9 protein-coding genes are annotated in these 14,322 nt (G+C 38.0%); 3 read left to right on the top strand and 6 right to left on the bottom strand.

Going from position 1 to position 14,322, the window contains the following annotated elements; genetic code table 11:
• Positions 1–48 precede the first annotated feature (48 nt).
• The 3 genes from MWU65_RS04910 to MWU65_RS04900 are packed head-to-tail and all read left to right on the top strand — an operon-like array spanning position 49 to position 5,607.
• Positions 49–3,546 carry a PVC-type heme-binding CxxCH protein gene (locus MWU65_RS04910; RefSeq protein ID WP_247076064.1) on the top strand — a complete coding sequence of 1,166 codons (3,498 nt, stop codon included), beginning with the start codon at positions 49–51 and terminating at the stop codon, positions 3,544–3,546.
• A gap of 56 nt (positions 3,547–3,602) precedes the next feature.
• Entirely contained in the window at positions 3,603–4,460 is an 858-nt protein-coding gene (locus MWU65_RS04905; RefSeq protein ID WP_247076063.1) for a sugar phosphate isomerase/epimerase family protein, read from the top strand.
• A gap of 13 nt (positions 4,461–4,473) precedes the next feature.
• Entirely contained in the window at positions 4,474–5,607 is a 1,134-nt protein-coding gene (locus MWU65_RS04900) for a Gfo/Idh/MocA family oxidoreductase (RefSeq protein WP_247076062.1), read from the top strand.
• 131 nt (positions 5,608–5,738) lie between these two features.
• On the opposite strand, the gene MWU65_RS04895 is transcribed toward MWU65_RS04900, so the two are convergent.
• The 6 genes from MWU65_RS04895 to MWU65_RS04870 all read right to left on the bottom strand — a co-directional run bounded on the left by MWU65_RS04895 (position 5,739) and on the right by MWU65_RS04870 (position 14,050).
• On the bottom strand, positions 5,739–6,611 hold the full coding sequence (locus MWU65_RS04895) for an AraC family transcriptional regulator (protein ID WP_247076061.1): 873 nt from the start codon (positions 6,609–6,611) through the stop codon (positions 5,739–5,741).
• Between the two features lie 182 nt (positions 6,612–6,793).
• Entirely contained in the window at positions 6,794–10,123 is a 3,330-nt protein-coding gene (locus MWU65_RS04890) for a PVC-type heme-binding CxxCH protein (RefSeq protein ID WP_247076060.1), read from the bottom strand.
• 70 nt (positions 10,124–10,193) lie between these two features.
• The gene (locus MWU65_RS04885; protein ID WP_247076059.1) at positions 10,194–10,604 is read right to left on the bottom strand and encodes a cupin domain-containing protein; all 411 of its coding nucleotides are present in this window, start codon (positions 10,602–10,604) and stop codon (positions 10,194–10,196) included.
• A 6-nt stretch (positions 10,605–10,610) separates the two neighbouring features.
• A complete protein-coding gene (locus tag MWU65_RS04880) occupies positions 10,611–11,471 on the bottom strand; it encodes a phosphoenolpyruvate hydrolase family protein (RefSeq protein ID WP_247076058.1) in 861 nt (286 codons plus the stop codon).
• Positions 11,472–11,635: 164 nt separating this feature from the next.
• A complete protein-coding gene (locus MWU65_RS04875) occupies positions 11,636–12,880 on the bottom strand; it encodes a Tm-1-like ATP-binding domain-containing protein (RefSeq protein WP_247076057.1) in 1,245 nt (414 codons plus the stop codon).
• A gap of 30 nt (positions 12,881–12,910) precedes the next feature.
• On the bottom strand, positions 12,911–14,050 hold the full coding sequence (locus MWU65_RS04870) for a glycerate kinase (RefSeq protein WP_247076056.1): 1,140 nt from the start codon (positions 14,048–14,050) through the stop codon (positions 12,911–12,913).
• Between the last annotated feature and the right edge of the window lie 272 nt (positions 14,051–14,322).

Below are 14,322 nucleotides of genomic sequence, written 5' to 3'. Positions count from 1 at the left end.
TTGCGACCGTTTAATTCTTATCATTGTTCTAATCAAATACAAGGTACCATGAAAAATATAAAGTCAGCTTTGTTCTCATTACTAATTGTAGTCGCATTCGTAGCTTGTAATTCGTCTCAGAGAAAAAAGAAAGATGACCAGCCCAGACGCATAGAATTATTGTTTTTAGGACATGCCCAAGAACACCATAATTCTAAGGCATATATGCCCATATTAGCTGCTGCCCTGACCAAAAATGGTATTAATATTACCTATACTGAAACCGTTGAAGACTTAAATCCTGAAAATTTAAAACGATACACCGGACTAATTCTGTACGCTAATCATGAGGCCAGGTTTCCCGAACAAGAAAAAGCGTTATTAGATTATGTTGCGGATGGACATGCGTTTATTCCTATCCATTGTGCTAGTTTTTGTTTTAATGAGTCTGATGCGTATATAGATTTGGTAGGAGGACAATTTAAAACCCATGGCACGGATACGTTTACGGCTACTATTATTAATGCAACTCACCCAAGTATGCATAATGCAAAAGAATTCTCTACCTGGGATGAAACTTACGTTCACGATAAATTGGCCACAGATATTACGGTTTTAATGGAAAGGGTTGATGGTGATCATCACGAGCCTTGGACCTGGGTAAAGCCATTTGGAAAGGGAAAAGTTTTTTATACCGCCTATGGGCATGATGAACGAACTTGGAATAAGCCAGAATTTCAAGACCTGATTAAAGAAGGTATTCTTTGGGCGGTTAGTGACCAAGTTAAAAAAAACTGGGAAGTATTTACTAAAGATATGCCAACCCTACAGTATAAGGAAATGGCCAATATACCCAATTATGAAAAAAGAGATCCTGCCCCCAAATACCAATTACCTCTGTCTCCTGAAGAATCTGCAAAATTAATTCAAGTCCCAGCCGGATTTCAACTTGAACTATTTGCTTCCGAACCAAATATTATAAACCCCATAGCAATGAACTGGGATGAAAAAGGGCGACTTTGGGTGATAGAAACGGTTGATTACCCCAATACAGTGCGCAATGATAAAGGCTCAGGAGATGACCGAATTAAAATTTGCGAAGACACCAACGGAGATGGAAAAGCGGATAAATTTACCATATTCGCCGATAAGTTAAATATCCCTACCAGTTTTACCTTTGTAAATGGGGGAATTTTGGTTTCCCAAGCCCCCTATTTTTTGTTTTTAAAAGATACCGATGGGGACGACAAGGCCGATATCAAGGAAATAGCGATTAACGGTTGGGGTGTTTTTGATACCCATGCCGGACCTTCTAACTTGCAGCTGGGAATTGACAATGCTATCTATGGTGCCGTTGGCTATTCAGGTTTTAAAGGAACTATCTCTGGTGAAAATTTCGAATTTAGTCAAGGCATCTATCGCTTTAACAAGGACTATCGTAATTTTGAGTTTCTAACCAATACGAGTAACAATACTTGGGGATTGGGCATTACCGAGGATAATTCCATTTTTGCATCCACCGCCAATAATACACACAGCGTTTTCATGGGTATTCCGAATAAAACCTTAAAAGACATTGAGGGTATTTCAATAAAGGGAAGTGCTAAAATAGACGGACATTACAATATATCTCCCATAACCCAAAACATACGACAGGTAGACGTTTTCGGTGGTTTTACAGCTGCTGCAGGTCACCATTTTTATACAGCCCGTAGTTTTCCAAAACAATATTGGAATTCCTATGCCTTTGTTTGTGAACCCACGGGAGGTTTAGTACATAATGCGATCATAAAAAAAGATGGAGCTGGATATATAGAAAAGGACGGTGGTAATTTAATGGCAAGTGCAGACGAATGGGTTTCCCCTGTAGAAGCCAAAGTAGGTCCTGACGGTGCCGTTTGGGTATTGGATTGGTATAATTTTATCATTCAACACAACCCAACTCCTAATGTAGCTAGAGGAGGATATGATGCTGTCAATGGTAAAGGAAATGCTTATGAAAACCCTTTACGAGATAAATCTAAAGGGCGTGTTTGGCGTATTGTTCCAAAGGATAACAAGGACAGGAAACCCATAACCTTGGATAAGGACGATTCAAAAGGGTTGGTAACAGCCCTTTCCAATACCAATCTATTTTGGCGCATAACTGCCCAGCGTTTATTGGTTGAAAAAGGTGCTACAGAGGTTGTGCCAGATCTAATCACGTTAATCCAGAATACTGAGCTCGACGGTTTGGGTCTGAATCCTGGTGCTTTACATGGGTTATGGACGCTAGAGGGTCTTGGTGCTTTTCACAGCGATGAGCATATAGATGTGCTTACAACGGCAATACACCATCCTGCGGCAGCGGTGAGAAAAGCTGCGCTACAGATTCTGCAAAAAAATGAAGCTACAGATGCTTTGTTATTGCAAAGTAATATTCTTCAAGACAAGGATGCCGCAGTGCAATTGGCAGCGCTACTCTATTTTTCAGAAAGAGAACCTAATGCTGAAATCGGGCAACAATTGTATGACTATAGTACAAATGAGGAAGTTGTGGCTGATGAATGGCTAGCCAAAGCACTTTATGTAGCCGGAAGTAGACACCACAAAGGGTTAATAACCGCATTTATGGCTTCGAACCCAAATTTTAAGCTTGGATCAAAAGCAAAAAACCAATATAAAACTAGAACATTGGATGATTCCAAATGGAAAAGCATGCGCCTTCCACAACTCATAGAGGATGCTGGCTTACATATAGATGGTGTTATTTGGTTTAGAACTTATATTGATGTTCCGTCTCATAATACTGATAGGTTAGCTAGTATTTCCCTTGGTCCAATAGACGATTCTGACCAAGTTTATGTTAATGGAACCCTTGTAGGGGCAACTGAGCAAGATTATATCGCCAATAGGAATTATAAAATTCCTGCTGGAATATTAAAAGCCGGCAAAAATACAATTGCAGTACGGGTTGATGATACTGGTGCCGGGGGTGGAATTTGGGGCAAGAAAGAACAACTATTTATAAAAACTGGAACCGCTAAGGTTTCCTTGGCAGGCGACTGGAAATACAAAGTTGCTTTGGATTATAACAAAGCCTCAAAGAACCTTTTCTCGGATACTTCTATAGCCGAACGCTTGGTAGAGACCTATATAAATACCATCACCTTAGGCAAAGGCGAAAATCGAGACCGCAATACGAAAGCTGTAATCATTAACATCAAGAGCATTAAAAATGAGATGAAATATGACGTAAGCGAATTTGTTGTGACGGCAGGAAAGGCGGTTAAACTGGTTTTTGAGAATGTAGATTTTATGCAACACAACTTAGTCATAACCAAAATTGATGCAAAAGAAAAAGTTGGAATGGCTGCCGATAAATTGGCGATGGACCCTAATGGGGAAGCAAAAAATTATGTTCCTGATATGCCTGAGGTACTCTTTGCAACCGACATTATAAACCCGGAAGAAAAAGGAATACTCAAATTCATAGCTCCCACAGAGCCTGGAGAATACCCCTTTATCTGTACCTTTCCGGGCCACTGGCGAATTATGCAAGGAGTTATGAAGGTCGTAAAAGAATAGAAAATGCCTAAGATGGAAATTCGCATTTAGAAACAATATATAGTAAAACTGAAAGCATGACTAATCAGATAAAATTCGGCCTAAGTACCTGGCTTTGGGAATCTCCGTTTAACACTCAATCCGTCGCATTGTTTCCCAAAATTAAAAAAATGGGCTATGATATCGTCGAAATTCCGGTAGAAGACCCTCATTTGATTGATGGAAAAACCATTAAGAAGGCATTAAAAGACAACGGATTACAAGCTACAGTGTGTGGTGCTTTTGGAGCTACAAAGGATCTGACCCATGAAGACAGAGCAGTGCATAAAAACTGTTTTGAATACATTCAAAAGTGTTTTGAACTCTGTAACCTATGGGAGGTCGATTTTTTTGCTGGCCCTATGTATGCTGCGGTAGGAAAAGCCAGAATGCTTCCTAAAGAAGAACGCAAAAAGGAATGGGACTTAGCGGTTAACAATATATCTAAAGTTTGCAATATGGCCCAGAACCAGGGTTTATCAATTGCCTTGGAACCCTTAAATCGTTTTGAATCTGATTTAATCAATACCGCAGCGGATGTGATGCGTTTTATAAAGGATGTAAACCACAAAAGTGCCAAAGTATTGTTGGACGGATTTCATATGACTATTGAAGAAAAGAATATTGCCGATGCTATAAAAACCGTAGGTGATAAATTAATACATGTACAGGTTTCGGAGAATCACAGAGGTGTCCCTGGAACTGGATTAACACCTTGGACAGATTTTGCTGCCGGCCTTAAGGCTATTGATTATAAAGGAGCTATAGTAATAGAGAGTTTTACACCTGAAATAAAGGAGCTGGCGGCAGCCGTTTGCATCTGGAAAAATCTGGCAGCGAGTCAGGACCAATTTGCATCCGAAGGAATTTCATTCTTAAAAAAAACATTTACATAAAATTAAAAAAGAAATGAGTGACAAAAAAATAAATATCGCCATTGTGGGTTTAGGATTTGGGGCAGAATTTATTCCCATTTATCAAAAGCACCCAAATGCCAATCTCGTGGCAATTTCTCAACGAAATCCGGACAAGCTAAAAGAATTGGCAGACCTATTCAATATCGAAAAAAGATATACCTCCTATGATGAACTATTGCAAGACCCAGAAATAGATGCCGTACACATTAACACACCCATACCTGATCATGGGGCGCAATCTATAAAAGCCTTAAAGGCTGGGAAACATGTGGCCTGTACTGTTCCTATGGCAACGACATTGGAAGAGTGCGAAGAAATTGTACGTCTCACCCAAGAAACCGGACTTACCTATATGATGATGGAAACCGTGGTATATGCCAGGGAGTTTTTATACATGAAGGAACTGTATGAGCAAGGCGAATTGGGCAAAATTCAATTTTTAAAAGCGAGCCACCAACAGGATATGGATGGATGGCCAAATTATTGGCCCGGACTTCCACCCATGCACTACGCTACGCATTGTGTTGCGCCTGTTCTTGCCCTGACAAAAGGAGAAGCTGAATATGTATCCTGCTTTGGTTCAGGAACTATTCGAGAAGAATTAATAGGACATTATAATTCTCCCTATGCTGTTGAAACAACCCATATCAAATTCAGAAATTCCGATTTAAGCGCACAAGTATATCGTTCACTTTTTGATGTAGCCCGACAGTATCGGGAAAGTTTTGAAGTTTATGGATCAAAAAAATCTGTAGAATGGCCCTTGATTGAAGGGAAACCCTTGGTTGTTCATACCGCAAAAAAACCAGAACCTGAAATCCCAGAGGAGGTAGAAAGTCCAGATTTTGCAAAATTGTTACCTAAGGAAATACAACATTTTACTTCTAATGGGGTGTACGACTCGGATGAACATCAACATTTGTCATTTACCCAAGGAGCAGGACATGGTGGATCTCACCCTCATCTAGTACACGAATTTGTCAACGCCCTTGTACAGCATAAATCACCCTACCCCAATGCACAACAGTCGGCCAATATAACCTGTGTAGGTATCCTTGCACATGCATCTGCACTAAAGGGCGGAGAACTTATAAAACTACCAGATTTCACCCTTTCCAATACTTAATTTCTGCATTCCGTATTGCTTAATTTATAAAAAAAGCAACGATCTAATCACCAGATTGTTGCTTTTTATTTCTTTGTATTTCGCAGCTGACCAACCTGTAAGCCAATAGACTTACATATATAATCGTAAAATTACGATACCACCTTAAATCGGTCTCTATATTTATTGGGATTCTCGCAGGTTATATCTTTAAATTTACGGTTAAAATTAGACAAGGTATTATAACCACACATATGTGCTATTTGTAGAATCGTATAATCCTTGTTTTGCAATAATTTACATGCTAAACTAATACGCAACTCGGATACAAAATCTGAAAAAGTTTTGTTTGTTCTAATTTTAAAATAGCGACTAAAAGAAGTAGGAGCAAGATTTGCCAAGGCTGCCACCTCAGCAATTTTAATATCACTCTTATAGTTGTCTAAAATATATTCGTAAACCGCTTTTATACGCTTTGAATCTAAATTTGAAACAGTATTTGGTGAATAGCCTTCCCTATTAATAAATTTTAAATCCTTAGAATAAGTAATTAGGTGTAAGATTTTAAACAGTGAAAATATACTATTAAATCCTTTTTGAAATAGCATAGACTGCATGATTTGTCGAATTTCTAACTTGGTAGCTCCACAAATTTCTATACCGCGATTCGCTTTTAATAGTAACTGATTAAAATCTTGCATCTCATCCTTCTTTAAGAAAACGTCTCCTAGAAAGTCTAATGAAAAATAAATGACAACCACATGGGTTTGCAAATCTTTTCTTTCAAAGTAAGCATCATCATTTCGCCATACATGCGGTAAATTAGCCCCAGTAAGAACGGTATCCCCTGCCTCAAAAGAACTAATATTGTCCCCAACAAACCTAGTTCCTGTTCCTTCAAAAACAGCGGCCAGTTGGTACTCTGGATGAAAATGCCAGTTGGGATCAAAATGAGGTGCTATAAGCTCCTCAATTTTAAAACATTTAGAAGCAGATATTGGAGATTTTCCTATTGCAGATTTCATAAATATAGCATGTTGGATAAGGAACCCAAATATAATAATTAAATACCCCTAACAAAAGTGACTCTAGCTTATAGGGGACTTATGGGTTCAATGATAATAGAGCAAGGATACAACAGCTAACCCCTTTAAATCAGCTACAGATTCCACAATATAACCTAAATCATAACTAAAACCACTTTCTATTATTTATTCGGTTTTACCCAATCTAAGCTATTTTTTAAAATGGTTTGATATGCCTTGTGATCGTGTGCTCTTTCATCATGTCCTAATGTATTGCCTACTATTTTTGCTTTAGGGTGTTTTACAACCCAAACAGCGGGGTATTCCTTACCAGATTCTATTCCGCGAGCCATTGCCAACACTTCAATGTTTGCCTCGGGTTCTTTTTCCCATCTATAAAGTTCATCAACAATTTTAAATTTTGAAGGTATGCCTTTCATTATTGGATGGTTTGGCTTGACCACTATAACTTCAAACTCCTGCAAGGCTTCATGAGATCTTGATCCTCCACCCACAAGGGTTTTATTGTATTCTGGCCAATCTTCCCAATTATACCATGTACTTGGATGATAAATGAGTAGGTTCAAAGAACCTTCATTTACCCTAGACATTATAGTATTTTTGGTCTGTATATCTAAAGGTTTATTATTACTTAACATTAAGATGTTTGAGCTTTGAATTAATTCTCCTAATTCTAAAGAGTTTTCTGTATAAATGACCGTATTCTTCCCTGAATCACTAAGTATTTTTCCATCCACAACTCCAAAATACTTAAGAAAGTCATGAGATCCACCCCCACCCATGACTGAAATCTTTAAAGCATCTTTAGTTTCAGAAATATAGGAACCTGGAGCGGTAACTATTAGAACACCTTGCATCATACGCCAATGTCCAGGAAATGTACATACATAGGGATAAATTCCAGGCGTATCCGGTAATGTAACAATTAGTGATCCTTTATCACCGGGACCTAACATATTGGTAGCACCTAAAAGATATCTAGATTTTGGGACATAGCCCATTTTCTGTGCGTCTGGATTTGTTACAAATTCATCAACCATTTTTCCAAAGGTATCCAAACTATTAGGCTGAAGCAACACTAAATTATGGGGCATCTGATCTTTATTATTCACTATTATTTCAATAGTCTGCCCGGCTGTTGCATATAACTTATTTTTATCAAAAGCCATTTCTTGATTAACTGTATTGAGAACAAAGGTTGCATCTGTTTTTACAGCACCAATTTTCCCTAGTCCCACATCAATATGTTGAACACCTCCCGTATTCACACAATGCACTGCAATTACATTTTTTCCCTTTTTAAACAATTGTCCTTTTTCAGTATCCAATTTAATATATTTATAGGTACCACTAGCTCCCGTATCTGTATGTAAAAGTTGTCCATTTATAAATATCTCGTAATCATCATCATGGGCTATTTTAAGAATTGGTTCACTTATTGTTTCCGAAAGGTTTACTTCTCTTCGCATCCAAATATCAGAAGAAGTCCATGCTGTATTCACTGCTTCTTTATTTTCACTACCAAACATAGCAGCTCCGTTTTTCCAAGCATCATCATTAAAACTTTCTTTTGTCCAATCCATATTGGGTTTGGTAGTTGTATACTTCCATAAGGACTTTTTATCTTGCGCAGTAGGCAATAGCATAACTACAGATGAAGGGTTTACTTCTTCCACGTTTAATTCCTTAAAATATATTTTTATAGCTGCATTAATCCATTTGTCTGAGGCACTAATTTGGTCCCGAGATAATTTATCCATTTCCGCATATAGGTCACTAGATTCTGGCAGTTCACTTGCCTTGAGAACAGCTGCCAAACAAAGCTTGGGGTTTTCGCTCGTTAAAACTCCTGATTTGGCCAAAATATCACTCCCTTTTTGGGAATTTGGCAACATGGCCATAGCGGCTCTTTTAACCGCAAAAGTACCCTTCTCTAATGCCATACTAATTAAATCATTAAGATCTAGATTACCATCTTCGAAAGCACCTAGTCCTTTCAGTGTCCATAAGGCGTGTAAAGCCCCTGGACTACTAACATCCTTATGAATAAAATCTATTAATTCTGGAATTAAACCTGTTCTCTGTTCTTCAACGATGATGCGTTGTGCTGTAGTCCTCCAAAACATATTATCGCTTTTTAACCCTTCTAGAAGTGCTACATCTCCTTCAGGGCTCAAGGAAGTTATACCAGATTTCTTACCATCGTCATAGGTAATTTTATAGATACGGCCATGACCATAATCTCTTAACGTATTTATATGAGCATTTCCTTCCCCTTTTTCTTCGTTCCATATTTGATTATCCATTCCCCTATTGTCTGGGTTGTGTTGAATTACTGGATTGTACCAATCGGCAACCCATAAATTTCCATCGGGACCAGTTTCTGCAAACACAGGCGCTGTCCATGCATCTGTACTGGCAAAAATATTCCCTCCATCAACTTCTTTATACCCTGCGCCCTCTTCCACAATTTTTGCGATATGAACCAAATGCCCAGTAGGCTCACAAACATACATTTGGTTCTGATAGATTTCTGGATAATTCCTTGCTGTATAAAAATTAGCACCTGCTGCTGCCGTATAGCCTCCACGTACATCTACTTGCTGTAATGGGATGGTATCTGCGGCAGTAATTTCATAGTGCCCTTGTATAAAATCTGCGTTTACAGCCCATGAAGGCATTTTACTTAAATATTCATAATGACGTAACGGAATACCTACATAACAACAATGATTGTTATTTGCTGTTGATCCAAAAATTTCAAAATTCTCATTAAATCCGAGGCCCCAGGTATTATTATTAAATTGACCCACTGGCTCAAAAGAAGAACCATCTTTAGCAAATTTAAATACCCCCATTTTAAAGTTTACACCCTTGCCCTGAAATGAGTTTTCAAAGCCAGAGTAACCCACAGAACCCCAAATCATGTTATCCAGACCATACCGCAAATTTGAAGGCCCTGCATGAGTATCAAAAGTTCCAAAACCTGCAAACAAAATAGTGCTTTTATCCATCTTATCATCACCATTGGTATCTTGTAGAAAAACCATATTTGGAGCTTGAGCAACTATAATTCCGCCCTTAACAATCGTTATACCTGTTATTAGATTTTGGTTGGTGGCAAAATCTGTAAAGGTATCTGCCTTGCCATTTCCAGTAGTATCTTCGCAAATGGTTATCCTATCCCCGCCTACATCATTATTTAATCCATGTGGATAATCTTTAGATTGTACAACCCAGAGCCTTCCCTTTGCATCCCAAGCAAAAGCTATTGGGTTAATGATGTCTGGTTCAGCAGCATATAATTCGGCCTTAAATCCTTCAGGTAATTGAATATGCTTTTGAGAATCTTCTGGGCTTAATGGGTTTTGTACTCTAGGGTTTTCACCCGAATAGGTTAAAGCAGGTAACTTTTCATTTCGTTCTTTGCACGCTGTAAAAAGCAATAACAAACAACTTAGAAATACAAAACAAAATTTTACTTTTTTCATCTATACTATTTTAACAATTACGAACCAATTTGATTTGATGCAAAAGAGTTTTAAGCCCCCCACATTCAGTTTATTTGTGCTTTCTATATTCAGAGTACGGCAAGTCTTCACTGACATCCACAGTTCCCGCGGCCCACCCATCTACTGGAGATAGCATCGCTAAAAACTCTAAATCATCATCCCCTACATTAAAAGTAGCATGGGCTATATTTTGGTCTAAAAACACAGAATCTCCTTCCTTTAAAATTTCCATTTCATTTTCAATCCATTGTTCTGCAGTGCCCTTTAAAATATACAAGATCTCGTTCATTTCTGGATGTATATGAAAATCATGGCAACCTCCCTTTGGCATCACAACCTTTACCAGATAGGTGCTTCCGTTTTCAATTATTTCGGGATGACTATGCCAATAGTGAACACGCCCCAAAACCCTTTCCAACAGCAGGTCTTTTTCTTTGACAAATTTCCACTTTTTATCCATCAGAAATTATAAGGTTATTGCCTTGAACTCTTTTGTTAAATTGGTTAATGACTGTTCTATTCCCATTCTTTCTAAGGAAGAAGCACCAACAAATCCATGCAATCCATTGGTATTTTCAAGGACATATTTTACATCCTTTGGTGTATTTATAGGGCCGCCATGGGCAAGAAACAAAGTATTAGGGTTAGATTGCTTAACAGCATCTATGATGCGTTGGGTGCGCTCTAAAGCATCATCCATAGATGCGGTAGCCTGTGTAACGCCAATAGATCCCCCAACGGTTGTTCCTACATGAGCAATGATGGCATCTGCTCCAACGTCTGCCATTTGCACTGCTTCTTCAGGTTTGCCAACATATACAACCGAAAATAAATCCATTTTTGTTGCCAAACGGATCATTTCAACCTCTTTTTGAAAGCTCATCCCTGTTTCTTCGAGCACATTTCTAAAATGACCATCTATAATGGAATGGGTTGGAAAATTATTTACTCCGGAAAATCCCATATCTTTCACTTTTCCTAAAAAATGCCACATTCTTCTGCGCGGGTCACTACCATGGACTCCGCATATCACTGGAATTTCCTCAACTACTGGCAGCACCTCAAACTCACCGATTTCCATAGCAACTGCATTAGCATCCCCGTAAGCCATCATACCAGCGGTAGAACCATGTCCAGACATTCTAAATCTGCCCGAATTATAAACAATAATTAAATCGGCTCCCCCTTTTTCAATAAACTTAGCGCTTATTCCCGTTCCTGCACCGGCTGCAATAATGGCCTTATTTTGGTTTACTACAGCTTGCAATCTATCTCTAACTTCTTGTTTGGTGTAAGGGTTTCCCTTACCTGTCCATATATTTGGCATGATTGAATATTTTTTAAATCTAATTACAAAATTGGAATATATTTTCCCGAATATCTATCTGAAATATTGCCAATAGTAACTGTATTATACCTAATTCCTCAATTTATAATCTCATTATATGAAATAAATCAAGTACAAAAATAGTGACTAGGCTACCGTATTTTTTATTTTTTAATGAATTTCAATAACTCATTTACAGCATATGTTGCAAAATGGGATGTATTAATATTTGCATCCACTTCTACTACTTTTATGTTATTATTTAATGTACTTTTTAGGGAATTGAACAACTCCTTATCTATTTCAGGATTATGAAAAACTTCTCCAGTGGCGCCAATTTTTGATAATCCGCCTAAAGGCAACAATACAGTTACTGGGCCCTTGGATGTATTCAAACTTTCTGCAATTATTCTTCCTAATATTCTATTTTCATCTTTATTAGTCCGCATAAGAGTTACATTGGGTGCCCAAGAAAACAACTGCCTTTTTTTATACTTTACTGGTACTGAATCCAAAGGACCAAAATTCACCATATCTAAACACCCAGGAACAACAATTTGCGGAATTCCCATATTTGAAGCCGCCGTTAGTCGGTCGGGCCCAGCACTGCAGATTCCACCACAAAGTTCATCGGCCAATTCTGTAGTTGTAATATCTAAAATAGCATCAAAACATCCTTCTAAAGTTAGTTCTTCCATGGTCTGCCCTCCTATTCCTACGGAATGAAAAGCAAGCACCTCAAAGTCTTCAGATTTTAATAATTCTGAACATACATCAACACATACAGTAGTATTCCCAAAAACACTAATTGCAATGCTTTTAACATCCCTTTCTTCCACCAATTCTATGGCATCCATCATTCCACATAGGGCCGCCGCCGCCTGTTGCATGACATGTTTGCTAATACTATTTAGGCCTGCAATATCTACAATAGAAGGTACTAAGGTAATATCCTTACTACCTATCTGCGCTGTTAAATCTTTGGTGGCCAAGGTACTAATACACAATTTAGGAAATCCAAAAGGTAAGACACGCATCACCTGAAGAGCGATAAAGGTTCCACCACCACCCCCCATACCTATGATCCCTCCAATCTTATTTTCACTATAAAGATTGGTGACAATTTGAGCAGCTCCGGCTCCCATTACTGCTATGGCCTTTCCCCTTTCTTTATTTTTCTGTAGTGACAAAATACTAGCGCCCGTATTTTGAGCCACGTCTTTGGCTTCAAAATCTACCGGAAATAATTTTGTAGTTCCGTAAACACCTGTATTGATGGTTATAACCTTAAATCCTTTCTTTGACAGGCAGCTGTAGAGATACTCAAAATCTTCTGCTTTGGTATCAAAACAACCCACCATAACTATACTGCTATCTTTTCTTAAGTTATGGTTTTGTATACGCTTCATTTTAATTTATAGTTTTTAGCTTGGACCTATTCAATTCCTTGCAAAAGGAGCTATTGTACCCATAATATTTTTTGCACATTGTTGTATTAAGTTAGGTGCTTGTGCTATTGCTTCACTTAAATTCATTGGCTTATTTACTATAGCGTGAACTGCGCAAACACCCATGGTATATATTTCTTCTATATTGTCATCAATATTCCCGGTGATCACAATTACTGGAACATGCTGTTTTTGAGCTAATTTTGCAACACCTGCAATGGTCTTTCCGTGGAGCGTTTGCCCATCTATTTTGCCTTCAGCTGTTATTACCAAATCTGCATTTTTTATATGCTCCTCCAATTGTAAAGTTTCCATCATTAATTCAATTCCTGTGCTTAATTTTCCCTTTAAAAAAGCCAATAATGCAGCTCCTGTTCCTCCTGCAGCTCCAGCACCCGGGATGTTTGCTACCGCAATACCTAGGGTGGCATCTATACATTTTGCGTAGTGAGTTAAATTGGCATCCAATTGCTCCAGGTCTTTGGTTTTCCCACCTTTTTGCTTTCCATAAACTAAGGAAGCTCCATTTTTACCTGTTAACGGATTCCTTACATCACAAGCAACCACAAGCTCACATTGTAGAATTCTTTCATCAAAATTGGACATATCAATAGTATGAAGCTCATTTAAATACCCTCCTCCTTCTTTTATGAGTTTTTCCTTACTGTCCAATAATCTAGCACCAAGCGCCTTTACCATCCCTGCTCCCCCATCATTGGTGGCAGTACCCCCAATACCAATAATAATCTTAGTGCATCCTTTGTCTAAAGCATCTTTTATTAATTGCCCCGTACCATAGGTTGAAGTTATCATCGGATTTTTCTCCTCCTCTTTCAACAGTTCCAGGCCAGATGCCTTTGCCATTTCTATAACCGCTGTTTTCTTGTCTTTTAGAATACCGTATTGTGCTTCTATATTTCTCATCAATGGATCCATAACTTCTACGGTAACCAATTTCACTTCAATTCCATAGGCAATACTTTCAAGCATTCCTTCCCCCCCGTCTGATATAGGAATTTCTACTAGTGTTGCTTTTGGGAAAACTTGCAAAATTCCAATAGAAATATTGGCAGCAACCGCTTTTGCCGATAAGCATTCTTTAAAAGAATCTGGTACAATTACAATATTCATCTCACTTAGAATTTAAACTCTGCCTTACCTTTTTTATTTTTTTCCTAATACTCCCTTTAAATATAGATTAAGTAATTGGAATCATTTTCAAAAATAGATAGAATTATAACACCAATTAAACTACATAATGACCAATAAAACCTTTATTCTAACATTAAAATAGCGTTACACCCCACTTCAATTAGTAGGTATACTCCAATTCCTTACGACCATGAACATATTAAACACCATAAAAGCCATTCTAGTGTTGTGCATTTTGCAGTAAAGGAATA

Source organism: Cellulophaga sp. F20128 (assembly GCF_023015805.1).
Classification (GTDB): Bacteria; Bacteroidota; Bacteroidia; order Flavobacteriales; family Flavobacteriaceae; genus Cellulophaga.
This window is presented reverse-complemented; position numbering and strand designations above follow the sequence as displayed.